Origin of the sequence: Actinospica sp. (assembly GCF_035552695.1) — a bacterium.
GTDB lineage: Bacteria > Actinomycetota > Actinomycetes > Streptomycetales > Catenulisporaceae > Actinospica.
Genome location: NZ_DASZKT010000154.1, coordinates 1 through 25488, shown reverse-complemented (window position 1 = coordinate 25488; position 25488 = coordinate 1). Strand labels below are relative to the sequence as shown.

The 25488-nt window shown below is 71.1% G+C and carries 25 protein-coding genes and 1 pseudogene; 11 read left to right on the top strand and 15 right to left on the bottom strand.

Annotation, left to right across the window (positions count from 1 at the left end):
• The 3 genes and pseudogenes from VG296_RS18980 to VG296_RS18970 form a co-directional block, all read right to left on the bottom strand.
• Positions 1 to 299: pseudogene (locus VG296_RS18980) on the bottom strand (glutamyl-tRNA reductase); the annotation flags it as partial.
• Positions 300 to 366: 67 nt separating this feature from the next.
• Positions 367 to 1167, bottom strand: a complete 801-nt coding sequence (locus VG296_RS18975; protein WP_325567383.1) for a redox-sensing transcriptional repressor Rex — start codon at positions 1165 to 1167, stop codon at positions 367 to 369.
• Between the two features lie 312 nt (positions 1168 to 1479).
• Positions 1480 to 1719, bottom strand: a complete 240-nt coding sequence (locus tag VG296_RS18970) for a glutaredoxin family protein (RefSeq protein WP_325567382.1) — start codon at positions 1717 to 1719, stop codon at positions 1480 to 1482.
• Between the two features lie 129 nt (positions 1720 to 1848).
• On the opposite strand from VG296_RS18970, the gene VG296_RS18965 reads away from it, so the two are divergent.
• The 3 genes from VG296_RS18965 (at position 1849) to VG296_RS18955 (ending at position 5455) form a co-directional block, all read left to right on the top strand.
• Entirely contained in the window at positions 1849 to 2691 is an 843-nt protein-coding gene (locus VG296_RS18965; protein ID WP_325567380.1) for an HAD-IB family hydrolase, read from the top strand.
• Positions 2692 to 3006: 315 nt separating this feature from the next.
• Positions 3007 to 3765: an ECF subfamily RNA polymerase sigma factor, BldN family gene (locus VG296_RS18960; protein ID WP_325567378.1), complete on the top strand. Its 759-nt coding sequence runs from the start codon at positions 3007 to 3009 to the stop codon at positions 3763 to 3765.
• A 358-nt stretch (positions 3766 to 4123) separates the two neighbouring features.
• Positions 4124 to 5455 carry a DUF5667 domain-containing protein gene (locus VG296_RS18955; RefSeq protein WP_325567376.1) on the top strand — a complete coding sequence of 444 codons (1332 nt, stop codon included), beginning with the start codon at positions 4124 to 4126 and terminating at the stop codon, positions 5453 to 5455.
• Positions 5456 to 5532: 77 nt separating this feature from the next.
• On the opposite strand, the gene VG296_RS18950 is transcribed toward VG296_RS18955, so the two are convergent.
• From VG296_RS18950 to VG296_RS18925, 6 genes are all read right to left on the bottom strand, one after another.
• Complete coding sequence (locus VG296_RS18950; RefSeq protein ID WP_325567374.1) at positions 5533 to 6084, bottom strand: hypothetical protein; 552 nt, start codon at positions 6082 to 6084, stop codon at positions 5533 to 5535.
• Positions 6085 to 6101: 17 nt separating this feature from the next.
• Positions 6102 to 6959 carry a lysophospholipid acyltransferase family protein gene (locus VG296_RS18945; RefSeq protein ID WP_325567372.1) on the bottom strand — a complete coding sequence of 286 codons (858 nt, stop codon included), beginning with the start codon at positions 6957 to 6959 and terminating at the stop codon, positions 6102 to 6104.
• On the bottom strand, positions 6952 to 8013 hold the full coding sequence (locus VG296_RS18940) for an NAD-dependent epimerase/dehydratase family protein (RefSeq protein WP_325567370.1): 1062 nt from the start codon (positions 8011 to 8013) through the stop codon (positions 6952 to 6954). The genes VG296_RS18945 and VG296_RS18940 overlap by 8 nt, the downstream gene beginning before the upstream one ends.
• Positions 8014 to 8032: 19 nt before the next feature.
• On the bottom strand, positions 8033 to 8131 hold the full coding sequence (locus VG296_RS18935) for a 30S ribosomal protein bS22 (protein WP_018654693.1): 99 nt from the start codon (positions 8129 to 8131) through the stop codon (positions 8033 to 8035).
• Positions 8132 to 8280: 149 nt separating this feature from the next.
• Positions 8281 to 8520, bottom strand: a complete 240-nt coding sequence (locus tag VG296_RS18930; RefSeq protein WP_325567368.1) for a helix-turn-helix domain-containing protein — start codon at positions 8518 to 8520, stop codon at positions 8281 to 8283.
• Positions 8521 to 8811: 291 nt separating this feature from the next.
• Positions 8812 to 9651 carry a phosphatase gene (locus tag VG296_RS18925; protein ID WP_325567366.1) on the bottom strand — a complete coding sequence of 280 codons (840 nt, stop codon included), beginning with the start codon at positions 9649 to 9651 and terminating at the stop codon, positions 8812 to 8814.
• 132 nt (positions 9652 to 9783) lie between these two features.
• Here VG296_RS18925 and VG296_RS18920 point away from each other — a divergent pair, with 132 nt between their 5' ends.
• From VG296_RS18920 to VG296_RS18910, 3 genes are read left to right on the top strand one after another with little or no spacing between them, the layout of a single operon-like run.
• Positions 9784 to 10464 (top strand): helix-turn-helix domain-containing protein, encoded by a 681-nt coding sequence (locus tag VG296_RS18920; RefSeq protein WP_325567364.1) that lies wholly within the window; start codon positions 9784 to 9786, stop codon positions 10462 to 10464.
• A gap of 16 nt (positions 10465 to 10480) precedes the next feature.
• Positions 10481 to 13012 carry a VIT domain-containing protein gene (locus VG296_RS18915; RefSeq protein WP_325567362.1) on the top strand — a complete coding sequence of 844 codons (2532 nt, stop codon included), beginning with the start codon at positions 10481 to 10483 and terminating at the stop codon, positions 13010 to 13012.
• Between the two features lie 42 nt (positions 13013 to 13054).
• Complete coding sequence (locus tag VG296_RS18910; RefSeq protein ID WP_325567360.1) at positions 13055 to 14143, top strand: DUF4037 domain-containing protein; 1089 nt, start codon at positions 13055 to 13057, stop codon at positions 14141 to 14143.
• Between the two features lie 42 nt (positions 14144 to 14185).
• Here the strand turns inward: VG296_RS18910 and VG296_RS18905 are convergent, their stop codons facing one another.
• Complete coding sequence (locus VG296_RS18905; protein ID WP_325567358.1) at positions 14186 to 15067, bottom strand: SDR family oxidoreductase; 882 nt, start codon at positions 15065 to 15067, stop codon at positions 14186 to 14188.
• Positions 15068 to 15218: 151 nt separating this feature from the next.
• Here VG296_RS18905 and VG296_RS18900 point away from each other — a divergent pair, with 151 nt between their 5' ends.
• Entirely contained in the window at positions 15219 to 15812 is a 594-nt protein-coding gene (locus tag VG296_RS18900) for a helix-turn-helix domain-containing protein (RefSeq protein ID WP_325567356.1), read from the top strand.
• Between the two features lie 27 nt (positions 15813 to 15839).
• On the opposite strand, the gene VG296_RS18895 is transcribed toward VG296_RS18900, so the two are convergent.
• The 4 genes from VG296_RS18895 to VG296_RS18880 all read right to left on the bottom strand — a co-directional run bounded on the left by VG296_RS18895 (position 15840) and on the right by VG296_RS18880 (position 19996).
• Positions 15840 to 17057, bottom strand: coding sequence for an MFS transporter (locus VG296_RS18895; RefSeq protein ID WP_325567354.1), 1218 nt, complete (start codon positions 17055 to 17057; stop codon positions 15840 to 15842).
• 213 nt (positions 17058 to 17270) lie between these two features.
• Entirely contained in the window at positions 17271 to 18080 is an 810-nt protein-coding gene (gene proC, locus VG296_RS18890; protein ID WP_325567352.1) for a pyrroline-5-carboxylate reductase, read from the bottom strand.
• Between the two features lie 60 nt (positions 18081 to 18140).
• Positions 18141 to 18986: a sugar phosphate isomerase/epimerase gene (locus tag VG296_RS18885; protein WP_349259619.1), complete on the bottom strand. Its 846-nt coding sequence runs from the start codon at positions 18984 to 18986 to the stop codon at positions 18141 to 18143.
• 71 nt (positions 18987 to 19057) lie between these two features.
• The gene (locus VG296_RS18880; protein ID WP_325567348.1) at positions 19058 to 19996 is read right to left on the bottom strand and encodes a Ppx/GppA phosphatase family protein; all 939 of its coding nucleotides are present in this window, start codon (positions 19994 to 19996) and stop codon (positions 19058 to 19060) included.
• Positions 19997 to 20113: 117 nt separating this feature from the next.
• On the opposite strand from VG296_RS18880, the gene VG296_RS18875 reads away from it, so the two are divergent.
• Positions 20114 to 20869, top strand: coding sequence for a hypothetical protein (locus tag VG296_RS18875; protein WP_325567346.1), 756 nt, complete (start codon positions 20114 to 20116; stop codon positions 20867 to 20869).
• Between the two features lie 133 nt (positions 20870 to 21002).
• Complete coding sequence (locus VG296_RS18870) at positions 21003 to 22415, top strand: hypothetical protein (protein ID WP_325567344.1); 1413 nt, start codon at positions 21003 to 21005, stop codon at positions 22413 to 22415.
• A gap of 71 nt (positions 22416 to 22486) precedes the next feature.
• Here VG296_RS18870 and VG296_RS18865 read toward each other — a convergent pair whose 3' ends face one another.
• Positions 22487 to 24925 carry a BACON domain-containing protein gene (locus VG296_RS18865; protein WP_325567342.1) on the bottom strand — a complete coding sequence of 813 codons (2439 nt, stop codon included), beginning with the start codon at positions 24923 to 24925 and terminating at the stop codon, positions 22487 to 22489.
• A gap of 99 nt (positions 24926 to 25024) precedes the next feature.
• Between VG296_RS18865 and VG296_RS18860 the strand changes: the two genes are divergently transcribed.
• Entirely contained in the window at positions 25025 to 25273 is a 249-nt protein-coding gene (locus VG296_RS18860; protein WP_325567340.1) for a hypothetical protein, read from the top strand.
• A gap of 9 nt (positions 25274 to 25282) precedes the next feature.
• Positions 25283 to 25450, top strand: a complete 168-nt coding sequence (locus VG296_RS18855) for a hypothetical protein (RefSeq protein ID WP_325567339.1) — start codon at positions 25283 to 25285, stop codon at positions 25448 to 25450.
• The last annotated feature ends 38 nt before the right edge of the window (positions 25451 to 25488 follow it).

Genomic DNA, 25488 nt, shown 5'->3' with positions numbered 1-25488 from the left:
ATGTGCCAGGCGGCCCGGTCGTCGTAGTGCACGTAGAAGTGGCGGGTGAGCACGTCGCGCGGCACCGTCGTGTACTGCGCGAGCAGCTCGGAGACCTCGGCGAGGGCTCCGTGGAACATGGAGACCTCCGCGTAGACCTCGAGCCGGTTGCACGTGGCCACGGCGACGGCCTCGGAGACGTACTCGGACCCGACCGTGTCGCCGAGCAGCTTGACCACCAGCTCCTCGGTCAGCGCGGTCTGCTCAAGCAGTCGCACAGGAGCCGTGCGGTGCGAAAGCCCGATCACCAGCAAACTCACGACGCCACCTCGCTAGCGCTCGGTAGACGCGTTCGCGCTGCGCTCAATGATGAGCTCCCAAGCTCGCTCATGCCGGTTGCACCTCATTCACATCGGACGCGGGGCGCTGGCGGATCGGGGGCTCTGCCGGACGGCGCACCGCCGCCTGCTCCGCGTCGGGATCCGGGTTGACCGGATCCTCCCGCAGCGCACGACGAACGGTACGCGCGCCCCGGCGATGCTGCCCGTCCGCGGATTTGCGCTGCTCGTGGAAGGCGAGGATCTGCAGCTCGATGGACAGGTCCACCTTGCGCAGGTCGACCCCGTCGGGCACGGTGACCACGGTCGGGGCGAAGTTCAGGATCGAGGTGACGCCCGCGGCCACGAGGCGGTCGGCCACCGACTGCGCGGCGGTCGGCGGGACGGCGATCACCGCGATGGAGATGCCGAGGTCGGCGATGACCTCGTCGAGCTCGTCGGCGTGCCGGATCACCAGGCCGGCGACCCGGTTCCCGGACAGCCGCGGATCGGCGTCGAACAGGGCCGCGATGCGGAAGCCGCGGGAGACGAAGCCGCCGTAGTTGGCCAGCGCGTGGCCGAGGTTGCCGATGCCGATGATGGCGACCGGCCAGTCCAGGCTCAGGCCGAGCTCGCGGGAGATCTGGTAGATCAGGTACTCGACGTCGTAGCCGACGCCGCGGGTGCCGTAGGAGCCCAGGAAGGACAGGTCCTTGCGCAGCTTGGCCGAGTTCACTCCGGCCACGCCGGCCAGCTCCTCGGAGGAGACGGTCGCGGTGCCGCGGTCCTGCAGGGTGCGTAGCGCACGCAGGTAGACGGGCAACCGCGCGACGGTCGCCTCGGGGATGGCGGCCATACCAGGACTGCTCATGCTGGCCATGCTGCTCCCGGTCGCGCTCGGTGGAACTGTGAGTGATTGCGTGTATGAGGGAGCAACACTGCGAGCCGGATGAGCGGTTGTTGTTACTGCCTCAGCACTCACCTTGCAGCGTAGGACCTTGTGAAGGCGCGCACAAAGTTCCTGACCGAATTGTTAAGAACTTCCAGTTTGCCCGCTTCACCCGATTATCCCGACCCGACCTGCGGAAACGCCAGGGCCGAAGGTCCCGCCCGCCCGTCGTGCGACTGAAGTCACAGGCCGCTCCCAGCCTTCGGGGGCGCCCGGGGGCCGCCTGAGGCTTCGTCAGCCGCCGAGGGCCGTCCGCAGCCGCGTCTCGTCGACCTTCCAGAAGTCGTGCCGACGGCCGTCCACCAGCGTCACCGGGATGAGATCCCAGTAGTCCTCCTTGAGCTCCGGGTGCTCGTTGATGTCATACTCGACCCAGCCGACCCCGAGCTCCGCGGCGACCCGGGAGACGGTCTCGCGGGCCGCGTCGCACAGGTGGCAGCCGGCCTTGCCGATGAGCGTGATGCGGGTGTCCATGACCCGAGTCTCCCACTGCCGCTTTCAAACCGTGCCTTGCCCCTTCGTGACGTGGGCGTCGTCTGCGCGCCCGCCGCCCTTCTTGTCGCGGAAACGTACCGGTCGCGATCTCCCGGTAGGGTCTGAAGGGTGACAGTGCGCCCTGCTCCCAGCGCGGCCGCCCAGGAGTCGCCGCTACCCGCGGTACGTTGCCCGCGGCCGACCGCCGCCGCGTTCTTCGACCTGGACAACACCCTGATCCGCGGTGCCTCGCTGTTCCATGTGGCCCGCGGCTTCGCCAAGGCCCGCTTCGTCAGCACCCAGGACATAGCCAGGTTCGCGTGCCACCAGGTCGTCTTCCGGCTGCGCGGAGAACGCGCCGGCCAGGTGATCAGCACGCGCGAGCGGGCCCTGGCGCTGGCCGCCGGACACACCGTGAGCGAGATGCACGAGCTGTGCCGGCACATATACGACGACTACCTCGCCGAGAAGATCTGGCCGGGCACCCGCGCCCTGGCCGACCTGCACTCGCGCCGCGGGGAGCCGGTGTGGCTGGTGACCGCCTCGCCGATCGAGCTGGCGGAGATCATCGCCGACCGGCTCGGCCTGGCGGGGGCGCTCGGCACCCGGGTCGAGGAGGTGGACGGCAAGTACACCGGACGGCTGGTCGGCGAGCCCTTGCACGGCCCCGCCAAGGGCGCCGCGGTGCGCGAGCTCGCCGAGCGGATGGGCTACGACCTGACGGTCTGCCACGCGTACTCCGACTCCGCCAACGACCTTCCGATGCTGACGCTGGTCGGCCACCCGCACGCGGTCAACCCGGACCACCGGCTGCGCGAGCGGGCCGAGTCGGAGGGCTGGCCGGTCACCGACTACCGCACCGGCACGAAACTGCTGCGCGCCTCGCTGCCCCCGGCGGCGATCACCGGCGCGGCGACCGGGGCGCTGGCCGCCGGAGTGGCGCTGGCCAAACGCGCACGCGCCAAGCCATGACGACGTGTCGTAGCGTTCCGGTCACTAAGGGGTATCCTCGTATCTCGTCCTGACGGTTCGTCACGGCCGTCAACGCGCGCGCGGTCGGAATAGTCGTCAAAGCCGCACACAGCGGGGTCTGGTCCGCCTACTATGGGTGATCGGATCACGCGATGCGCGGGGTCCTAGACCACGAGCGGAACAGACCGCCCGGCGCCCGCAGCCCACGCGGACGGCGGGACGGAGACGAGGCAGTGCGCACCGGAACCGCGCGGCTTGCTGTAGCAGTATTACAAGCCGTGCCGAACGACGGCGCACCCGAGCACCTGGAGCCTTGTGCACCGAGACGTCAGCGCCGACCGCTTAGGCCTCAGCGGCCTGCGAGCGGCCGTGCTCGCGATGACGGCCGGCGCGGTCCCCCAGCCGCCCCGGCCGCTCGGCGCGGGGGCGGCCGTCACCCCCGCGCCGCTGCCCGCGGCCCGCGGCGGCACGGGCCAGCGGCGGCAGCAGCCGCAGTCCCAGCCTGAGCCGCCGCGCCCGGACGCCGAGTCCGCCCGCATGCTCGCGCTCGTCGAGCGCGCCCAGGACGGCGACGGCGAGGCCTTCGGCACGCTCTACGACGCCTACATGGACACGGTCTACCGCTACATCTACTACCGCGTCTCCAACAAGGCGCTGGCCGAGGACCTGACCCAGGAGACCTTCCTGCGCGCGCTGCGCCGGATCTCCACCTTCACCTGGCAGGGCCGGGACTTCGGCGCCTGGCTGGTCACGATCGCCCGCAACCTGGTGGCCGACAACTTCAAGTCCTCCCGGCACCGGCTCGAGGTGACCACCGGCGAGATGCTCGACTCGGACCAGACCGAGCCGAGCCCCGAGGAGTCGGTGCTCGCCTACCTGTCCAACCGGGCCCTGCTGGACGCGGTCAAGCAGCTCAACAGCCAGCAGCAGGAATGCGTCACGCTGCGCTTCCTGCACGGCCTGTCCGTGGCCGAGACCGCGCAGATCATGGGCAAGAACGACGGCGCGATCAAGACCCTGCAGTACCGGGCCATCCGCACCCTCGCCAGGCTCCTTCCGGCGGACCTTCGGTGACCGCTTCCCCGGGCCGGATACCCCGGCCCACCCCGGATTTCGGCGTTCCCGCCACTCCGGACGCCGCGGTACGGCACGCCGTCGCCGCACGCTGTGTACCCGCCTCCGTAACTCCCGGTGCCCCCCGCTCGTTGGTCGGGGTGACGCCACGGTGTCCCGGGCCCTTTACCGGATCAAGTTCCACTCGAACGAGTGAAATAGGGGGCCTTGGGACTGTCTTGGGGCGTCCCGGGCACAACCAAAGCCGCCCGGCGTGTGTCGAACGCGGTGACATACCTTCGCGTTCGGCGACGCTGGCGGGGGCGATCTCGGCCCGGCCTGGGTCGGAACGGGAGCAGTGGAGGAGGTGGCAGGCGCGATGAACGATCGGCAGCAGGCCGAGCGGTTCGCGGCGCTGGTGGAAGCACACGCCGCGAACCGCGCTGACGGCAACGCCGGCCACGTCGGCGACGGGGCGTACGCCGCGGGGCGCGGGAACGGGACTGGCCCGGGCCGGGACGGCGCGGGCGGATTCCACGGCGGGCACGGGGGTGCCCTCGGCGGCGAGGGCGCGCTCGGCACCCTGGTGGCGCTCGCCGAACGGGTCACGACGGTCGGGCAGTCGTTGCCCGGACCGAGCATGGACTTCCGCGAGACGCTGCGCGCCCGGCTGGTCGCCGAGGCGCCCGCGCTGGTGGCCGAGGGCGCCGCGGCGGGCAGCGGCCGGCGCGGCGGATCGCGGGTGCCGGCGCAGCGCTCGGGCCGCGGCCGGTCCGGCGCGCGGCACTCGGCGGACAGCAAGGCCGGCGTGCTCACCGGCATCTCCGCGTCCTGGCGCCGCCGGCTGCTGGCGGCCGGGGTGGGCGTGGCCGTGGCCACCGGCTCGGTCGGCGGCATCGCGATCGCCTCAGCGGGTGCGGTTCCGGGAGATCCGTTGTACAACGCCAAGAAGATCTTCGAGTCGCTGCAGCTTTCCCTCTCCGGCTCGCCGACCGACCAGGGCCGCGACTATCTGCACCTCGCGGACGTGCGGCTCGGCGAGATCGACTCGCTGCTCAGCCGTCCGGACGTGGACCAGAGCGGCTCGCAGACCCAGACGCTGCTCCGCGACACGCTCAGCAACCTGCGCACGATGATCACCAACGGCGGCAACCTGCTGGTCCAGCAGGTGGAGCAGACCGGGGACCAGACCGCGCTGCACGCGCTGTCCGACTTCCTGCTGACGGAGCGACAGCGGGTGGAGGACCTGAGCTGGCGGCTGCCGCCGGACCTGCAGTCGCAGCCCCCGCAGATCGTCGCGCTGATGGACCAGTTCTCCCGCGAACTGCAGGCGGCCGCGCAGAAGGCCGCGGACCACCCGCAGGGCCCGGGCGTGGGCCAGCCGGGCGGTGCCGGCCAGCCCGGCGGCAGCGGCGGGGAGACGAGCACCGGCACTGCCGGCGGCAAGCCCACGGGGACGGCGGCGGCCTCCGACTCCGCGTCCGCGACCGGCAAGGCGAGCGGCACGTCCAGTTCCTCGACCAAGGCCCCGACCGGCAGCTCGTCGAGCGCCAGCGCGAGTGCGAGCTCGACGATAGACGTCAACGTGCCGGTCGGCATACTGCCGTCGATAGGAGTCACCATCCCCGGCGTGCTCGGCCTGCCGGAGATCGACCTCAACCTCGGCGGCGGTGGCGGCAGCTCCTCGGCCAGCGCCACGCCGAGCGAGTAAGAGGGCTAAGGGGCGGAACGGAACCGATAGGGCCGCGGCTACTGCCGCGGCCCTTCGGCGTCCCGGCCGATGATCGTCTAGTAGGCCTGGAACGCGACGGCCCTGCCGTGCGCGTCGAGCGGCCGCGGGACGGGCAGCAGCGTGCCGTCGGAGGCAGGGGGCTGATACGGCCCGGGCCAGACCCAGTAGTTGGCGGTCGGCAGTCCGGCGCCGCCCGGGAACACCTCGGTCTTCAGGGTGATCTTGCCGGTCACCTGGATCGAGACGGCGGCGGAGGGCACCGGGCCGAAGAGCAGGGCGACGGTCGGCGGTCCGTTGCCGCCGTTCGCGGCGCTGACGTAGTACGTCGCGCCCTGCTTCTTCGCGTTGAAGCCGCACTGGCTGCCGGACATCCCGCCCGCCGCCGCGGTGTTCCGCGCGGTGGTCGGGCCGGACTGGTTGCCCATGCCCATGCAGAGCCGGCCGTTGTCCTCCCAGGCCCACAGGTCCCAGGAGACGTTGTCGACCGTGCCGCTGTCGACGAGCACGGCGTTGTCCTGGCCGTCCGGAGCGGGCGCGGTGGACGAGCAGCCGGTCAGCGTGGCGGCGCCGAGCAGGAGGGCCGATATCGCGGCCGCGGCCTTGTTCACGAGGTCTCTGTCATTCCTTAGAAGAACACCGAGCGGCGCTGCAGCAGGACCCGGTAGAGCGTGTCCTGGATGCTCTCGCGCACCTGGTCGGTGAGGTTGAACACGAGCATCGGGTCGTCGGCGGCGGACGGGTCGTAGCCCGAGGTGTCGATCGGCTCGCCGAAGACGATGTACCACTTCGACGGCAGCGGGACCAGGCCGAGCGGCCCGAGCCAGGGGAAGGTCGGGGTCACCGGCACGTAGGGCACGCCGAGCAGGCGTGCCAGGGGCTTGATGTCGCCGATCTTGGGATAGATCTCCTCGGCGCCGACGATCGCGGTCGGGATGATCGGCGCGCCGGTGCGCAGCGCGGCCGAGACGAAGCCGCCGCGACCGAAGCGCTGCAGCCGGTAGCGCTCGGAGAAGGGCTTGCCGATCCCCTTGAAGCCCTCCGGCCACACGCCGACGACCTCGCCGCCGGCCAGCAGCCGCTGCGCGTCCGGATTGCAGGCGAGCGTGTGCCCGGCCTTGCGCGCGTAGGAGCCGACATACGGCATCGTGAACACGACGTCCGCGGCCAGCATCCGCAGATGCCGCCCGACCGGGTGGTGGTCCCACAGCGCGACCTGCGTCATCAGCGCGTCCAGCGGGAGCGTGCCCGAGTGGTTGGCGACGATCAGCGCGCCGCCGTCGTTGGGCACCCGCTCCAGGCCGCGCGCCTCGACCCGGAAGTACGTCTCGTACAGCGGACGGATCAGGTTGAGCAGCACGTTCTCGGTCAAGTCCTGGTCGAAGCCGAATTCGTCGACCTCGTATTCGCCGGTGATCCGGCGGCGCAGGAAGGCCAGCCCGCGCGCCGCCCTGCGCTCCCAGTCCGCGGAGTTCGCCTCACCCACGGCCCGCACCGTCCTGCGCGTACCTCTCGAGCAGCGTGATCAGCCGCTGCTCGGTGCCGCGGACCAGGTCCGGCGGGATCAGTGGTTTGATTCCGGTGGTGCTGGCGTGCTCGGCCAGGGCCTGCGCGGTGGTGTACCTCGGGGTGAAGCCGAGGCGTTCGGACATCCGGGTGGTGTCGAGCACCCGGCCGTAGGTGAGCAGCTCCAACTGATCCCCGGTGAAGTCGGCCACGCCGACCTGGCGCAGCGCCCGGCCGAGCCAGGGCGCGGCGAAGCGGGGCAGCGCCACGGTGGCCCGGCCGAGTCGGCGGGCGAGCTGGGACAGGGTCAGCGACCCGGCCCCGGCCACGTTGTAGACCCCGGGGTGCGCCCCCGAGGAGGCGAGCCGCAGCGCCCGCACCACGTCGTCGATGTGCACGAACTGCAGGCGCGGGTCGAAACCCGCCATGGTGGGCAGCACCGGCAGCGCGAGGTAGTCGGCGAAGGGGCTCTCCACCCCGGCGCCGAGGTAGCCGGCGAAGCGCAGCACGGTGACGGACACGTCCGGCCGGCGCCGCGCGAAGCCGCGCACGTACTCCTCCACCTCGACGCAGTCCTTGCCGTAGCCCGCGTGCGGCGGACGGTGCGGCTGGGTCTCCTCGGTGAAATGCGCCGGGTCTCGCGGCGCGCAGCCGTAGACCGCGGCGGACGACTTCACCACGAGCCGGCGCACCGAAGGCGCCCGCTGGCAGGCCGCGAGCAGCTGCATGGTGCCGATGACGTTGCGCTCCTTCATCGCCGTACGCCCACCCGCCTGACCCGGAGCGGCGAGCACGTCGAGGTGCAGCACCGTGTCCGGGCGGGTCTTGGCGATCAGGGTGGCGATGGCCGGAGCGCGCAGGTCGAGCCGGACGTGTTCCACCCCGTCGATCGCGAGATCGGAGTCCGGCTCGGCCAGGTCCACCGCGATCACGCGGCGGCCCTGTCCGTGTGCGGCGAGGTCGCGCAGCACCGCGGCGCCGAGCCGTCGGGCGGCTCCGGTCACCAGCAGGGTACGTGCGGACGCGGACGTCATCGTGCGCGGAGAGCGCCGGCTACTTCTTGTTACGACGCTGGATGCGCGTCTTCTTCAGCAGCTTGCGGTGCTTCTTCTTGGCCATACGCTTGCGACGCTTCTTGATGACAGAGCCCACGTCGGGTCCCTCGCTCACTTCTTCACATGGAGCAGCAGGTGCTGCGGACATAGAACAGGAAACCAGGGTACCTGCCCGCAGCCGCTGCTGGGAAAACGGGGCGAGGGTGTGGGGAGAGCGTGGGGAGAGAGTTCACCGGAGAACGGTCGTCACTGCGTTTCGACGTAGGCCGCCGAGAGGTACTCGCGGACCGCCTTGGCGGGCACCCGGAACGAGCGGCCGACCCGCACCGCCGGCAGTTCGCCGGAGTGGACCATCCGGTAGACCGTCATCTTCGACACCCGCATCACCCCGGCGACCTCGGCCACCGTCAGGAAGGCCATGTCGCTCAGGTCGATGTCGGCCGCGAGGATCGGACGGTTGGTGCGTGCTGCGTCTGACTCGGTCATAGAGGCTCCACGCTCATGTCTGTCGTAGTGGCGGGCGTCTGCGGAGAGAAGCGGGGGGTGGGCACCCGGGATCGGGCGCCTCCCACGCGCCTCGGCGCCGTCCCGTCTGTGTGTGCGCTTCGTTTCTAAGCGTAGTTGGGTCAGGTGTGGAAGGGGAGGCCTTAGCGCAGAAAAAGGGAGTTTTCGCCGAAGCTGGAATACGGCGATTCTGGTACATACCGCGCAAATCGGCGACATGGGGCGCCGATGAGCACCCTGATTTCGGCGCAGCGGCCCGGTGAAGGCGGCGCCTCAGGACCCTGCCACCACGCGCACGGCCTCGATCCGGTCCAGCACATAGTCGCCGAGCGGCCGGTACGCGGCCGGCTCTAGGCCGTCGTCCAGCGGCACCGCGACCCGCAGCACGCCCTCGTATTCGCCCACGAACAAGGCCGGATCGTTGCAGTCGGCGAAGCCGATCGCGTCCACGCCGGCCTGCCCGGCGCCGCCGCACCAGCCGTGGTCCGCGACGACGAGGTCGGGCAGCGGCGTCCCGTCGGCGGCGAGCGCGGCGAAGGTGGCCCGGATCGGCCGCGCGGCGTGGCTGTGCACCGGACCGCCCGCGTCCTCCAGCGCCGCGACGTCCCCCGAGCCGTCGGCGCCGAACGCGGCCGAGTAGCCGATCGTCAGCCGCTTCGTGCCGTAGCGGGTGCTCGCGTCGTAGCCCCAGCCGTCCCCGGCGCGCAGGATCGGGCAGCCGTATCCGCGCAGGGCGTCGGCGAAGCGCTGGTAGAGCCCGGCGAGCTGCAGCGGATGGCCGCTGGCGAAGTACACGGTCTCGCGGCGCAGGGCGGCCGCGGCCAGCCGGTCGGCGTAGCGGTCCAGCGCGCCGACGGTCAGCTCGGGGTCGATGGTGTCCACGCCCGCGCGGTGCCCCGGATCCGGGCTCACCCCGACCCGGTCCGCCATGAGTTCGAGCACGGATTCGGCCGTCCACTCGCGGGACGGGTCGAGCCCGAGCAGGTAGTACGGATCGCGGTCGGCCAGCAGCCGGTAGTGCAGCAGGTTGTTCTCCCGCGGAGTGGCGACCCGGCCCGCGATCCCCGACGAGGTCAGGTGTGCGAGCAGCGCGGCCCGCCCCGGGGAATTCATGGTCACGACTCTAGTGCGGCGGCGGCGCGCACGGCGGGACCTCCGGGGAGACTGACGGGGCTCCGGCCGAGCGGCCTCGCGCGGCGCCCAACTCCCCTTGACACTGTCATATGACAGTGTCAGGCTCGCTGTGTGGATGAAGCCGACTGGACCCTGGACGAGCTGGCGAGGCGTGCCCGGCACGTGCTGGCCGCCGACGACGTGCGCGCGCCGAACGGCCGGGTGCGCGAGTTGGGGACCGATGGTCGCGCGATCCGCTGGTATGCGATGAAGGGCCTGGTGGACCGCCCGACGATCGGCCCCGGCCACGCCGCCCGCTACGGTCCGCGGCACCTGACGCAACTCGTGGCGGTCAAGCGGCTGCAGGCCCAGGGGATGACGCTCGCCGAGATCCAGCGAGTGCTGGCCGGGGCCACGGACGAGACGCTCGGCCGAATCGCGGACCTCGGCGAGCTCGAATTCGCCGCGGAGGAGGAGATGGAAGCTGCGGACAACGAGTCAGCGGTGGCAGCGATAGCGGAGCAGCCAGAGGCCGCGCCGTCGCCCGTCGCCGCTGGCGCTGGCGCTGGCGCTGCCACTGCAGCTGCCGTCTCCGCCGCCCCCCGGCGCTTCTGGGCCGCCCCCATGGCCGTGCACGGGTCCGCCGCCGCCGACGTCCGCTACCTGATCACTCTCACGGAAGGTGTGACGCTGACCCTGCCCGCTCAACCCGGCGCCGCCGACCTCGCGGCCGTTCGCGAGGCCGCCGCACCGCTGCTCGCCCTGCTCGCCGACCGCGGCCTGACCACGCCGCCGCCGGAACCGCGACCGTAACCAAGGAGACTGACTCATGGGCATGATCACGCGCATCGACCCGCTCCCGGAGACGCGGGAGGCGGCGGACTCGGTACCCGAAGAGAGCGCGGGCCTCGGCGCATTGCGCACCGAGCGCGGGAATCTCCCGCTGCATCGGCTCGACGTCCGCGCCGACATCACAGGGCTGAGTTCCGCGATCCGGCTGACGCAGGGCTTCCGCAATACCTTCGACGGGCCGTTGGAGGCCACGTACATATTTCCGCTGCCCGACCGGGCCGCCGTCACCGCGCTGAGCATGACGGTCGCCGGGCGCGTCGTGCGCGCGGACCTGAAGGAGCGGGGCGCGGCTCGGCAGGCGTACGACACCGCGATCGCGGCCGGGCAGCGCGCGAGCATCGCCGAGGAGGAGCGGCCCGACGTGTTCACCCTGCGGGTCGGCAACATCCTGCCGGGCGAGGAGGCCGTCGTGCAGCTGACCCTCGCCGGACCGTTGCCGCTGGTCGACGGGCAGGCCGAGTTCCGCTTCCCGCTCGTCGTCGCGCCCCGCTACATTCCGGGCACGCCGTTGCCGGGACCGAGCGCGGGCAGCGGTTGGGCCGCCGACACGGACGCCGTGCCCGACGCCTCGCGGATCACCCCGCCGACGCTGCTGCCCGGCTTCCCGAACCCGGTTGACCTGTCCATCGAGGCGCGGATCGACCCGGCCGGACTCGAGCTCGCGGGCGTCGCCTCGAGCCTGCACGCGGTCACGGAGGGGGACGACGGCGTGCTGCGGATCCTGCCCGGTGAGCGGCTGAACCGCGACTTCATCCTGCGGCTGGACTACACCGGCGCGGCCGATTCGCTCGTGCTGGTGCCCGATCCGGACGCGGAGGACGCCGAAGCGCCGGCCGCCGAGGGCACGTACCAACTCGTCGTCATGCCTCCCGAACCGGGCGAGGCGGCCCGGGCGCGTCCCAAGGAGCTGATTCTGCTCCTGGACCGGTCCGGCAGCATGGACGGCTGGAAGATGGTGGCCGCGCGACGCGCCGCCGCGCGGATCATCGACACGCTCACCGACGCCGACCGTTTCAGTGTCCTGCTGTTCGACCACTCCGTGGAGCGACCCCCGGCGCTGCCGGCCGGGCTCGTGCGGGCAAGCGACCGCAACCGTTTCCGCGCGATCGAGCACCTGGCCAAGGCGGAAGCGCGCGGCGGCACCGAACTGCTGGCCCCGCTGCGTGCCGCGGCGGCCGAGCTGGCATCGGCGGCGGCAGTGGCGACAGCGGAGCCGGGGGACGGCGCGTCACCCCGGGACCGGGTTCTCGTGCTCGTCACCGACGGCCAGGTCGGCAATGAGGACCACATCCTCGCGCAGATCACCGGGGAACTATCCGGCGTGCGCGTGCACACGGTCGGCATCGACCGCGCGGTCAACGCCGGATTCCTCGGCAGGCTCGCGGCGATCGGCGGCGGACGCTGCGAACTCGTCGAGTCCGAGGACCGGTTGGATGCCGCGATGGATCGCATCCACCGCCGCATCGGCTCGCCTACCGTGACGGACCTGCGGATCGAGGACGCCGACGGCCTGACGACGGTCGCCGACTCGGCCAGCCCGGGCCGGATCAGTGCGCTGTTCCCCGGCGTTCCGCTGGTGCGCTCCGGCCGGTACAAGGGCGCCGGTGGCGGCGACAATGCCGGTGCCGTGACCATCAGCGGCCTGACTGTCGAGGGCGAGCCGTGGAGTCGCACCGTGCACGCGGTCGTGGCTCACGACCGTCCCGAAATCGCGGCGATCTGGGCGCGCGCCCGGCTGCGCGACCTCGAGGACCGATACGCGGTACGCGGCGACGCCGACCTGGAACAGGAGATCGTGCGGACCTCCCTGCGCCACGGCGTGCTGTGCCGGTTCACGGCGTACGTCGCGATCGACTCGGAGGTGGCGGCGACGGACGGCTCCGCCCCGCACGAGGTGACGCAGCTCGTCGAGTTGCCGATGGATTGGATGGACCAAGAGGCCCCGCGAGGCCGGTCTCCACACGTCAGGCGGCCGCACGCCGGCCCCGCCCCCGCCGCGCCGCCGGCTCCGGAGCCCGGTATCGGGGCCGCCTTCAGCGGAACTGTCGGCGGCGCCAGCGCCCCGCCCCCGCAGTCCGCGCCGTCGGTGGTTCGCGCGACATACACGTCGGCATCCGCTGCTTCCGCTGCTCCGACCTCCTCGATGCCCAAGCGCGCTTCCCGGATGGCCGCGCCCGCACAGGACCAGCTGCACGTCCTGGACCACGCGTCGATGGTCCGCGAGCAGGCGGCCACCGAGGCCCGGCTGCTCCGCGACTCGGCCGCCGAGCCCGCGTTCCGCCGCCGCGACCTCCTCGACGACCTCGCCAGTCGCCTCGACGCATTGCTGCTGCACGTGCGGTCGACCGCGGGTGACTCCGAGACCGTCGCCGCCCTGCGCGCACTCATCGCAGTACTCCGCGACGACCAAGCGCCCCTGGACGAGCGTTGGACCAGGACACTGACGCTCCTCGACGACCTCGCCGGCGAGCCCGCCGCCGCACGCCGGCACTTCTGGAAGCGGGGCTAATTCCGTTGCGGCGCCGTCCACGCCCCGAGCATCATTCGGGGCGTGGATCAACGCTTCGTCCCCGGCGTCGAACTCTGCGCGAGCTTCTACCACGACGCCGTCGCGCCCCTGCTGCGGCAATACTTCGGCGCGCTGCCGCACAGCGCCGCCCGCATCGGCCACGGATCCGAAGTGCTCGGATTCGACACCGAACGCTCCGCCGACCACGAGTGGGGCCCGCGCGTGCAACTCTTCCTGCGCAAGGAGGACATGGCGGAGTCGCGCGTCGCGGAGCAGATCTCTGAGATGCTCTCCGAGCGCCTGCCCAAGACCTTCCTGGGCTATCCCACGCACTTCGCCGGCGACGGCCCCGTGCGGCAGATGCGGGTGACCGAGGGTCCCGTGCGGCACCGCATCGACGTCGCCGAGCTCGGCGACTGGTACCTCGGACGCCTCGGCTTCGATCCGCGCGGCGAGATCACCACGTCCGACTGGCTTGCCACACCGACCCAAGCTCTGGTCGAGGAGACCGCCGGAATCGTCATCCACGACGGCCTCGGCGAGCTCGAGACGGCGCGCGCCCGGCTGGCCTGGTACCCGGACGACATATGGCGCTACATCCTCGCCTGCCAATGGCAACGCATCTCGCAGGAGGAGGCCTTCGTCGGCCGAGCGGGCGAAGTCGGCGACGAACTCGGGTCGGCCATCGTCGCCGCACGCATCGTACGGGACCTGATGCGCCTGGCCCTGCTGATCGATCGCATGTATCCGCCCTACAGCAAGTGGCTCGGCCGCGCCTTCAGCCGCCTGCCGCGAGCGACCGAGTTAGGACCCGTACTCACCGCGGCGCTGTCAGCCCGAGGATGGCACGAACGCGAGCGCCACCTCGCCCGCGCCTACGAGCGAATCGCCGTCGCACACAACGAACTCGGCCTCACCGAACCGGTCGACCCGAGCACCCGCAACTACCACGGCCGCCCGTTCCAGGTCCTCCACGCCGAGCGCTTCACCGCCGCACTACGGGCCGCCATCACCGAGCCCGAACTCCAGGCCCTGCCCATGATCGGCGCCATCGACCAATACGCCGACAGCACGGATCTCCTCGGCGACCGCACCCGCGCCCGCGCGACCGCCCGCGCCGCCCTCGCCTGAGCCTGACTCTGCGGCTGGTCGGATTCAGATGCTGTATCAGATTCAAATGAAGTAGTGGCCCTGTTCGATGTCCTCGATGAGGCCGGGGTGGGAGGGCTGCCAGCCCAGCAGCTCCTGCGTGATGGTGCTGGAGGCGGGCATGTCGGTGCTGAGCAGGTGCACGAACATGCCGCCGAACTGCTCGGCGGGCAGGGACCGGGCGGGCACGTTCAGCCGTCGGCCGATGGCCTCGGCGATCTCGCGGGTGGGCACGCCTTCGTCGCCGACGGCGTTGAGCACCGCGCCGGCGGGGGCCCGCTCGACGGCCAGCCGGTAGAGACGCGCGACGTCCTTCACGTGCGCGGCGGGCCAGCGACTGGCCCCGTCGCCGATGTATCCGGCGACGCCCTTGGCCCGGGCCATGGCGATGAGCTGGGGGATGAAGCCGTGCCGCTCTCCCTGGCCGTGCACCGAGCGGGGCAGCATGATCAGGCACGCACGCACGCCCCTGTCCGCGGTCGCGAGTGCGGCCCGCAGGTTGGTGATGCGGGCCGCTATGGGCCCTGCGGCGACGAGTTCGTCGCGTTCGGTCGAGGGCCGGCCGGGGGTGACGAGCGTTGCGCCGGAGATGACCAGGGGCTTGCCAGTGCCGGCGAGGCCGGCGGCAAACGTCTCGATGGCCGTGGCATCGGTCCGTGTCGCGGCCTCGGTCACGCTCGGCACGACGAAGGCCAGGTGGATGACGCCGTCGCTCCCGAGAGCACCGGCGTGCAGCGCGTCGGTGTCGTTCAGGTCGCCGTGCAGCACCTCGGCGCCCAGGTCGGCGATCGCCTTGGCGGAGGCGTCCGAGCGGGCCAGCCCGAGTACCTGGTGGCCGGCGCCGATGAGTTCGGGGACGACGGCCGAGCCGATCCAGCCGGACGCGCCGGTGACGAAGATGCGCATGGGAGGTCTCCTTGGTCGAGCTGTCAGTGGAGATGCAGGGCCGGAAAGGTGATGCGATCCGGTCGCATCAACGCTAACACAGTTGATGCGACTGCGTCGCATCAACGTCCCCGTGATGCGACCCGGTCGCCTCGACGCCTATGCTGTGTTGGTGAGCAGATGGACACCGGACGCGCGTGAGCGGCTGGAGACCGCCGCATTGGACCTGTTCGTGGCGAACGGGTACGAGGCGACGACCGTCGCGCAGATCGCGGATCGCGCCGGTTTGAACCGCGCGACGTTCTTCCGGCACTTCGCCGACAAGCGGGAGGTCCTGTTCGGCGGGGAAGACGTGCTGGCCGGGCTGTTCGGCGACGGCATCCGGGCCGCCTCGCCGGATGCGACGCTCGCCGAATGCCTGCGGGCGGCTCTCGCGGCAGCCGAGACCGCGATGACCCCGCGGCAGCGGGCCAGGGCCGCTCAGCGCGTGCTGGTGGTCGCGGCGAACACCGAAGTGCAGGAGCGGGGACTTCTCAAGCACGCCAAAATCGCCGGGTCGATCAGGGCCGCCCTGCGCGCGCGGGGCGCGGACGAGCTGACCGCCCGGCTGGGTGCGGAGCTGACCATGCTCGCTTTCAGCGTCGCGTTCGAGCGCTGGATGAAGGCGGACGATGACGAACCGTTCTCGCCGTTCGCCGAGGAGGCACTGAGCGACGTGCGGGCACGCGCCGCCGAACTCGTCCTCCCGTCCCGCCAGTCGGCCTGACGCGGACTCCGAGGAAGCGGGAAGGACTCAGGCCTCTACGGCGGCGGTCCGGTTCTCGTCGAAGCCGTAGGCGAACACGAACATCAGCGATGCCAGGCCGCCCGGGATGATCCAGCCCGGGCGGTAGGGCAGGCCGCCCTGCCAGAGGCTGGTGAGCAGCGGGGCGCCGAGGAGGAAGCCGACGTAGTTGAAGACGTTCAGGCGGGCCACGGCGAGGCCGGTCTCGTGCGGGTCGAGGCGGCCGGCCGCGGCGAAGGTGAGCGGGGCCATGACGGAGATTCCGAGGCCCACGATGGCGAATCCCGCCAGCGCGGCCCACGCGTCGGGGGCGGTGCCGACGACGATGAAGCCGAGCACGGCGCAGACCGCCGCGACCCGGGCGATCAGCACGCCGCCGAAGCGGTCGGTGAGCTTGTCGCCGGAGAACCGGCCGATCATCAGCGGCACGGAGTAGACGGCGTAGACGGCCGTGTACTGCCAGCCGTGGGCCAGCAGCTCCTTCTCCATGTAGACGCCGCCCGCGCTGGAGACCGTCGAGTCGCCGAGGTACGCCATCGCGATCACGGCGCAGATCGCGCCCATCGGCTTCCACGGGATCTTGATGGTCTTCGACTCGGCGGACAGCGTCTCGTCGCCGATGCCGCGCAGCAGCCGCGGACCGAAGGCGAGCAGGATCGGAACGATCACGATGAACGAGACCAGATACAGGCTGCTGTAGGCCTTGCCGTCGAACCTCGCGGTGAGCGACGCGGCCGCGGAACCGGCGAACGCGCCGAGGGCCCAGGCGCCGTGGAAGGCCAGGATGATCGACCGGCCGTAGCGCTTCTGCAGCGCGACGGCCTGCATGTTCGTCGTCGCGTCCACGCCGCCGAGCGCGAGGCCGAACAGCGCGAGGACCGGCAGCATCACCACGAAGCTCGGCGTGTAGCCGGCCAGCAGGATCGCCACCAGCACGAGCACCTGGGAGTAGCGGAGCACGACGCTGGTGCTGTACCTGCCGACCAGGACCCCGGCGAGCACCGAGCCGAAGCCCGCGATCACCGGGACGACGGCGAGCAGGATCGACAGCGTGCCGTCGTCGATCTTCAGCTTGCTCTGGATATTGGCGACCTCACTGGTCAGCGCGCCGAAGGCGAAGCCCTGCGCACCGAAGGCCACGAACGTGGCGCCGCGCGCGCGGCGCAGCACCGAGTCGACGACAGGGCGCGCCTCCGGCTTCGACGCGGGCGTGTCGGTCGTGGCCATCTACTCCTCCAAGCTCGCTGGTCGCGTCAGCGTATGCGGGAAGACCGGGGCGCGAAAGACCCCGGCACCAAAATGTGATCCTCAGTTCATGTTGACCATCGAGAGCCACACTTCGGCAGCCGGGACGACCGGGAAGGGCGCCGGCGAGGGCGCCGACAAGGACACCGGCCAGGCGGCTGAAGACGACGACGAGAGGCCGACGAGACGACGGACTCAGTCGCCCGCGGCGAGCTCGCGGGAGCGGTCGCGCGCGGCCTCGAGCGCCTCGAGCAGGGCCGCGCGCACGCCGTGCCGCTCGAGTTCGCGGATCGCGGCGATCGTCGTTCCGGCCGGGGAGGTCACCGCCTCGCGCAGCTTCACCGGGTGCTCGCCCGAATCGCGGAGCATCACGCCGGCGCCGACGGCGGCCTGCACGATCAGATCGTGCGCGGTCGTCCGCGGCAGGCCGAGCAGGATTCCGGCGTCCACCATCGCCTCGACCAGGAAGTAGAAGTACGCCGGGCCCGAGCCGGACAGCGCGGTCACGGCGTCCTGCTGCGACTCCGGCACGCGAATCGTCTTGCCGACCGGACGGAAGATCTCCTCGGTGCGCCGCAGGTGGTCCTCGGTGGCGTGCGCGCCGGGCGAGATCGCCGACATCGCCTCGTCCACCAGCACCGGCGTGTTCGTCATCACGCGCACCACGGGCAGTCCCTCGATGCCGATCTTGGACGCCACGAACCACGTCGTGATCCCCGCGGCGCCGGAGACGACCAGCCGGTCCGCCGGGACGTGCGGCGCGAGTTCGGCCAGCAGCGCGCCCATGTCCTGCGGCTTGACGGTGAGGATGAGGGTGTCGGAGTTCTTCGCCGCGTCGGCGTTGCTCACCGCGGCGACCCCGTAACGCTCCGTCAGCTCCGCGGCCCGGTCCGCGCGGCGCGCCGTGACCACGACCTCGTCCACCGGCTTGCCCGCGCGCAGCATCCCGGAGACGAGGGCCTCGCCCATCTTTCCGGTGCCCAGCACCGCGATCCGCTGACCCATTGCCACTTGCCTTCCTCGACGTTGCTCCTGGACCTTGCCGACCCTGGACCGTGATCTGCTTCAGACCGTGATCTGCTTCGCTTCGCCCGCGCTGTCGGCGTCGCCGAGCACGAGGTGGCGCCGCGCGTACGTCAGCGCCTCCTCGAGGTCCGCGTCCCGCGCGTCCTGGTTCGTCGCACGCCGCGTGTTGACCTCGAGCACCACGTTGCCCTCGAAGCCGTTGCGCCCCAACAGCCCGAGGATCTCGGCGCACGGCTGCCTGCCGCGGCCCGGCACCAGGTGCTCGTCCGCGTTCGAACCCGAACCGTCGGCCAGGTGCAGGTGCGCGAGCCGCTGGCCCATCCGCCCGAGCATCGCCATCGTGTCCATCCGCGAGGTGGCCGAGTGCGACAGGTCCAGCGTGAAGTGCGGGTAGTCCTCCTCGGTCGGGTCCCAGCCCGGCGAGTACGCCTCGACCCGCCGCTCCCCGATCACCGGCGCGGTGGCCCGCCACGGGTACATGTTCTCCACGGCGAAGCGGATGTCGGTCTCCTGCTGCATCCGGCCGAGACCGGCCACGAACTCGGCCGCGTACTTGCCCTGCCAGACGAACGGCGGGTGCACCACGACGGTGGAGGCGCCGAGCTCCTCGGCCACCATGCGGGCCTTGACGAGCTTGCCCCACGGGTCGGTGCCCCAGACCCGCTGCAGGTTCAGCCAGAACAGGCACGGCGCGTGCACGGCCAGGATCGGCACGCCGAGTCCGTCGCGCAGCCGCCGGAGCGAGTCGATCGACTGGCTCACCGGGTCGTTCGTCACCATGACCTCGACGCCGTCGTAGCCGAGCCGCTGCGCCGTGGCGAAGCCGGTGGCCGTGTTCTCCGGATACACCGAGATCGTGGAGAGAGCGACCTTGGGCAGAGACATCCGTTCCACCGCGCCGCTACCGCTGACCGCCCATGTCACGTGTCCGAGAGTAGCTCAGCCGTGCCAACGCGTCAGAGCCACTCCTCGGGCAGCCCGTCCAACCTTCGGAGAATAATGCCCTCACGCAGGGCCCACGGGCAGACGTCGGCGACCTCGGCCTCGAACAGGTCTATCACCGCTTCGGCCACGATCGCGCCGGCCAGCATCTGCTTGGCCCGGCCGATCGAGATCCCGGGCAGCTGCGCGCGCTCGTGGCTGGACATCTTGGCGAGCTTGCCGATCCATTCGGACAGGTCGGCGCGGAACAGCCGGCGGGACACGTAGAGACCCTCCGCGCTCGGCGCGGCGCCCGCCATCCTGGCCAGCTGCTTGAAGGTCTTGGAGGACGCGACGACCCGGTCGGGGCGCCCGAAGCGCACCAGGTCGCCGACCACCTTGCCGATCTCCGCGCGCACGTGCCGGCGCAGCGCGCGCACCGAGGCCTCGTCCGGCGGGTCCTCGGTGAACCACTCCCTGGTCAGCCGGGCGGCGCCGAACGGCAGCGAGCGGGCGACCTCGGGCATCTCGTCGAAGCCGGAGGCCATCTCGAGCGAGCCGCCGCCGATGTCGAGCACCAGCAGCCGGCCGGCCGACCAGCCGAACCAGCGGCGTACCGCGAGGAAGGTCAGCTGCGCCTCGGCCTGCCCGGGCAGCACCCGCAGCTCCACGCCGGTCCGCTCGCGGATCCCGGCGAGCACCTCCGCGCCGTTGGAGGCCTCGCGGACGGCCGAGGTGGCGAACGCGATCAGCTCCTGCACGCCCTTGTCCTCGGCGATGCGCAGCGACTCCACGACGAAGGCCTCGAGCCGCTCGCGGCCCTCGTCGACGATGCGATTGTGCTCGTCGATCAGGTCGACGAGGTGCAGTTCCTCCTTGTGGGAGGAGGCCGACAACGGCCGCGCACCCTGATGTGCGTCCACCACGAGCAGGTGCACGGTATTTGAGCCGACGTCCAGGACTCCCAATCGCATGGTCACGAAACTAGTGCACCGCGCCGGGACCCGCCGGGCAACCCCGGAAATCCAGGCACGCCGTAGCGGGCCGGTTTCGGATGGTTTTCCCCCGAGAGCCCCCTATGCTCTTGAGTTGTGCCTGAAGTAGCCCTTGATTTCCCGCGCGCCTGGGTCGAGTTTCCCGATCCGGAGAACGCCGAACAGCTCTTCCGCTGCGACCTGACCTGGCTGTGCTCCCGCTGGCAGTGCATCTGGGGCTCCGGCTGCCAGGGCATCAGACCGGGCCGCGCCACCGACGGCTGCTGCACGCTCGGCGCGCACTTCTCCGACGCGGACGACGAGAAGCGGGTGAAGGCCGCGGCGAAGCGGCTGACGCCGGAGGGCTGGCAGTTCCACGCGGAGGGCGTGCGCCGCGGGAAGCTGAACGTCATCGAGGTGGACGAGGACGGCGACCGGCAGACGCGCGTGCACGACGGCGCCTGCATCTTCCTGAACCGCCCCGGATTCGCGGGCGGCGCCGGCTGCGCGCTGCACGGCCTGGCGCTCAAGGAGGGCCGTCACCCGCTGGAGACGAAGCCGGACGTGTGCTGGCAGCTGCCGATCCGCCGCACCTACGACTGGGTGGAGCGGCCGGACGACACCAAGGTGCTGGTGGTCAGCATCGGCGAGTACGACCGGCGCGGCTGGGGTCCGGGCGGCCACGAGCTGAACTGGTGGTGCACCGGGAACACCGAGGCGCACACGGCCTTCGAGCCGGTCTACGTCTCGTACCGGCCGGAGCTCGTCGAGCTGATGGGCCAGTCCGCCTATGACCTGCTGGCCGAGCAGTGCGAGGCGCACCTGGCGTCTCGTCGCCCGTTCGCGCCACACCCGGCCGACCCGGAGAGCTGAACAACGTGTGTCCTCATAGTGCATTGGTATCGTCTCGGCAGTGACAACCGTGTCAAGCCCGCCCGCCGCGCCCGCGTCGCGTGATCGAGTACGGGATCGCGCAACATCCTTCGGCCGGGATCAGCTTCCGTCGGTGATCGTCGGCGGGCTGGTGCTGATCTTCTTCGTCGCGGTGGCCGTGCGGCTGCCGTGGGCGGACGATCTGATGCTGCATATGGCGGTGCTCAAGCGCCTGATGCAGGACCCGCTGCACCCCGGGAACCCGGTGATCGACATCGGCGGCAGCAGCATCTATTACAGCCCTTTCATGGTCGTGCTCGCGTTGCTGGGCAAGGCTTTCGGCCTGAGCGCGTACACGATGCTCAAGCTGGCCGCGGTGGTGAACGTCGCGCTGCTCGTGACCGGCGTGTACCGCTTCGTGCGCTCGCTCAGCCAGGCGCGCTGGGCTCCGCCGCTCGCGATGATCGGGTTGCTGTTCTGGTGGGGCACGAACGTCGTCGCGTTCAGCGGATTTTTGTCGCTGATCTCACTCGGCGACACGGAGGCGTATCCCAGCACGCTCGCGACCGCGCTGACGCTGCACGTGTGGGCATGGCTGAACGACGGCGGACGTACGCTGCGCAGTCCACGGCGCGCGATCGGCATCGGCGTGCTGTTCGGGCTGATTCTGCTGATCCATCAGTTCACCGGGCTGAGCGCGCTCGTCGGCTCGGCGGCGATTCTCGTGACGCAGCATCGGATCGTGCGCACCAAGATTGCGGCGACGTCGTTGGCTCTCGGATTGGTCGCATGCGCCGCCGTCGTCGCGATCTGGCCGTACTACCACCTGTGGAGCGTCAACCAAGGCGAACTCGACGCCCTCGACCCGATCCACCACGCGCTCTACGCGAACGTGCAGACCTGGTACGGCATCGGAATCGTGCTCGGGCTCGTCGCGTTGGGGCTGCGCTGGTGGCGGAACAGGACGGACGTGTTGGTGCTGATGTTCATCGGCGTCGGCGGGGTGGTGGCGTACGGCAAGGTCACCGGACACTGGTCGTATGGCCGTAGCTGGCCGATGCTGATGCTGGTCGCGCAGATCGCGGTGGCGATCGCGTTGGCCGAGGCGGCACGCGTACGCACGCGCTGGGCCTGGGGCGTGCCGGTCGCAATGGCGACGGCCATCGGCGCCGGGACTCAGTTCAGCGGCGGGTTCGAGAACCTTCCGCACCTCGACAAGCTGAGCAAGTACTTCACGCCGACCGCGGTGGTGGCCGCATCGGCGCAGGACGCGATGTACGAAGCGGCCGCGCACGGCAGCTACAGCGTCACAGCACCCTGGTACCTGCCGGAGATTCCGCGCACGGTGCAGAGCGAGCGCAACGCGGCGGTGAAGGCGATCTTCTCTTCGCGGACGTCCGCGGCGGAACGCATGTCATTGCTGGAGAAGTACGACGTGACGTGGGTTCTACTGGAACCGCAACAGCCGTTGCCGACCGGACTCTCGGCACACCTGACGGCCCAAGAGTCCGGATACCTGCTTTACAAGGTTGTTCATACGCGCTGAACCACACTGAAGGCCGGGCCCGACCTCCGCGATAGGTCACATTCGTGGGCCCGGCCCTCGGCGTCGAGTCCTCAGTGCCTGTGCGACGGCTTGGACGACGAGGTGGTGGGGGAATCAGTCGCCGTCGTCGCGCTCGTCGTCGGGGCCTGGGAACCGCTCGTGGTGCCGCTGGCAGTGGCCGTCGGCTGGCTGCTCGCGGTCGTGGTCGGCGGAGGTGTTGTGGGCGGGGTCGTCGACGGAGGTGTTGTCGGTGGCGCTGTCGCGGTCGAGCTCGCGCTCGTCGTCGGGCTGGCGGTCGTAGTGCCACCGCCGCCTCCGCCGCTGCTTCCACCGCCGCCGGACGTCGGGGTACCGCCGCCGGTGCTCGCCGGGATGCCGCCGTGCAGCGTGACGACGATTCCGCCGGGGCTGAACACGATCCGCGCGGCCCACTCGCCGCTCGGCGCCCCGCTCGTCGCGGTGGCCGTGACGGTCACGGCCTGCCCGGCGGCCAGCGTGCCCGAGCTCCGGCTGAGCGTCAGCCAGGACACGGAGGGCGCCGCGGACCAGTTCAGCGGTCCGGTCCCGGTGTTGCGCAACAGGATCTGCACGCTGTTCGGATCGCCGTCACGCTGGTTGACGCTCACGTAGAACGCACCGGAGGACGCCGACGTGGGCGACGGACTGGCCACCGAAGCAGAGCCCGCGTTCCCATTGCCGGTCGGCACCAGACCCACGCCGAGGCCCGAGGCGCCGGGCAGTCCGCTGGACGCGGTGGCGGTTACCGAGACCGTCATCCGGCCCGGGCCGTTCGACGATGCCGCCGCGCTGCCGGTCGAACTGGTGCCGACGTTCTCCGTCCCCTGCGAACCGTCCAGCGCCGTCGTGTTCGAGTTCGGATTCGAGCCGACGCCGAGCATCGCCGCCGCGGCGGCCGCGACCGCGCCGATCGCCCCGAGCGCCATCGCCGAGACGACCGCCTGCCGCATCGGCCGCGCCTTGTGCCGCGGCCTCGGAACTGCGGCGGCGGACGACGACATTGACGAAGTTGTTCCGGCTCCTCCGGCCCCGGCTCCGACGACCGCGGCACCAGGCCTGGTGGCAGGACCGGTCGGCCTCGCGTTTCCGGGACCGGTGGTCGTCGACCGCGCGGCCATGGACGAGTTCGTATAGCGCGGCAGCCGCGGACCTCCGGGCGTGGGCCGCGCTTGCTGCGGCGACGGCTGATGAACCGGGGGCCTGGGCGGACGCGTCGCGAACCGGCCCGAGGCCGTCTGGACAAAGCCCGGGCGCGGATCGGGACGCCACAGTCCGGGCGGCCCCGACACCTCGGTGCCCGGCGCGGGCGGCAGGACCTTGTCGGCCCAGCTTCCCCTGGCCCGGAAGAGATCGTCCGACTCGGACGAGCCGCTGCCCGGCGCCTTGTTCACAGGCTGTGGACGAACGCCCGTGGTCCCGGCGGCGGTCGGCGGCGTGGTGGCGGCGGCCCGCTGTGGACGGTTCGTGCCGCGTCCAGGACCCGGCTGCCGGCGCCGGGGTGCGCGACCGGCACCCGCCGGCGCGTTCGACGAGCCCTGCTGTACAGGCAACTCGGTGCGGGCCGGGAAGCCCTCCGGACCGAACGTACCGCAGCGCGTGCCGAGGGCGATCAGGTCGACGCCCGCGTCCGAGGCCGCGTCGGCGTCCGCGAGTTCGGCCAGCAGCATGTCGCGCAACGCCCGCGGCGCGGCCACGAACGGCAGGATCGTCGGCGCGGACGGCGTGCCGATGACGGTGTGCAGATAGTGCTGGCAGCGCGAGCAGCGGTCCACGTGCTCCGTGAGCGGCGCGCGCAGCGTGGAATTCAGCTTGCCGCTCCACCCGAAGGTCAGCTCGGCGAGCTGCGCGCAGTTCTCCCGGCCGGAACCGGCGACGGCCGCCGCGGCGAGGGAGCGTTCGAGCTCGCGCCACGCGTCCGCCAGAAGACCGAATCCGTGCGACGGGGCGAGCCCGGCGGCGCCGGCGGCTCCCTCGCGCAGGCCGAGAACGAGCGCGAGCCCGCGGCTGTCCAACCCGTGACGGATGGTCAGTTCGAGCACCTCGCGGTGCGCGGGCGCCAGCGCCTCGACCTCGGGCCACGCGAGCGACTGGAACTCGGCGCGCCGCAGGTTGCCCTCGAGCTGCAGCAGCGACGCCGAGACGCCCGACTCGCCGAGCGAGTCCGGCTTCGGCCGCAGCCGCTGCGACGCCGGCTTCGGCGAGCCGGCCGAGTCCTTCGCCCGCAGTCGGCACTCGTGCCGAAGCAGCGCGTAGAGCCAGGGCTGGATCTGCTCCGGCTGCTGAAGATTCGTGTGGTTCCGGTCGGCGGCCGCGAACGCGCAGTACACGGCATCCGCCGCCGCGTCGTGGTCGCGCAGGTACCAGAGTGAATAGGTATGTAGTCCGTCGGCATAGGCGTCATAGGCGGCCGCGCGTCCCCAGCCGTCGCCCGCAGTACCTCCGAGCACGGTTCCGGCGACGGCGTGCCCCCCGCCCGAAGATTCAACATTCACCCGAATGACGCTAGGCGGGTGATTCTGCATACGTCGCCGTATATATGCCCAATCACCCTGACGAGTGAGGACTGTCCGGTTCGAGCGTCACTCGTTCGGGTGAACGTCGCTCAAGCGGCGTCATGCGTCGAACAGACTGATCAATTACAGGATAGTCAGCTTCCGGTCGACGTCGCTGTAGCGGTGTCCGTCGGTGTCGGTGTCGGCGTCGGCGTCGGAGTCGTGGGCGTCGTCGCCGTGGGCGTCGGCTTGGTATGCGTGGGGGTCGGCTTCGAAGTCGTATGCGTCGCCACAGCCGAGCTAGACGTCGTGGTCACCACAGCAGAGGAAGTGTTGTTCTGCGGGTAGGTCTGCTGGTTGTTCGCGGAGGTTGTGGTCGTCGTCGCCGACGCGCTCGCGCTCTTCGACGCGCTGGCGCTCGCGCTGGCCGTGCCCGTGAGCTCGTTGAAGCTGGCCGACGTGGCGGTCGGGCTGCCGCTCGTCACCGATGCCGTCGTCGTCACGTCCGCGGAGGCCGAGGGGTGATCGTTCGTTATGAACATCACCAGCGCCACGCCGCAGGC

Bases quoted from the DNA above. Each gene is read 5' to 3' on its own strand.
- VG296_RS18975 (WP_325567383.1), bottom strand. From the start codon at position 1,167: ATGAGCAGTCCTGGTATGGCCGCCATCCCCGAGGCGACCGTCGCGCGG.
- VG296_RS18970 (WP_325567382.1), bottom strand. From the start codon at position 1,719: ATGGACACCCGCATCACGCTCATCGGCAAGGCCGGCTGCCACCTGTGC.
- VG296_RS18955 (WP_325567376.1), top strand. From the start codon at position 4,124: ATGAACGATCGGCAGCAGGCCGAGCGGTTCGCGGCGCTGGTGGAAGCA.
- VG296_RS18940 (WP_325567370.1), bottom strand. From the start codon at position 8,013: ATGACGTCCGCGTCCGCACGTACCCTGCTGGTGACCGGAGCCGCCCGA.
- VG296_RS18930 (WP_325567368.1), bottom strand. From the start codon at position 8,520: ATGACCGAGTCAGACGCAGCACGCACCAACCGTCCGATCCTCGCGGCC.
- VG296_RS18925 (WP_325567366.1), bottom strand. From the start codon at position 9,651: ATGAATTCCCCGGGGCGGGCCGCGCTGCTCGCACACCTGACCTCGTCG.
- VG296_RS18915 (WP_325567362.1), top strand. From the start codon at position 10,481: ATGGGCATGATCACGCGCATCGACCCGCTCCCGGAGACGCGGGAGGCG.
- VG296_RS18905 (WP_325567358.1), bottom strand. From the start codon at position 15,067: ATGCGCATCTTCGTCACCGGCGCGTCCGGCTGGATCGGCTCGGCCGTC.
- VG296_RS18895 (WP_325567354.1), bottom strand. From the start codon at position 17,057: ATGGCCACGACCGACACGCCCGCGTCGAAGCCGGAGGCGCGCCCTGTC.
- proC (WP_325567352.1), bottom strand. From the start codon at position 18,080: ATGGGTCAGCGGATCGCGGTGCTGGGCACCGGAAAGATGGGCGAGGCC.
- VG296_RS18885 (WP_349259619.1), bottom strand. From the start codon at position 18,986: ATGTCTCTGCCCAAGGTCGCTCTCTCCACGATCTCGGTGTATCCGGAG.
- VG296_RS18880 (WP_325567348.1), bottom strand. From the start codon at position 19,996: ATGCGATTGGGAGTCCTGGACGTCGGCTCAAATACCGTGCACCTGCTC.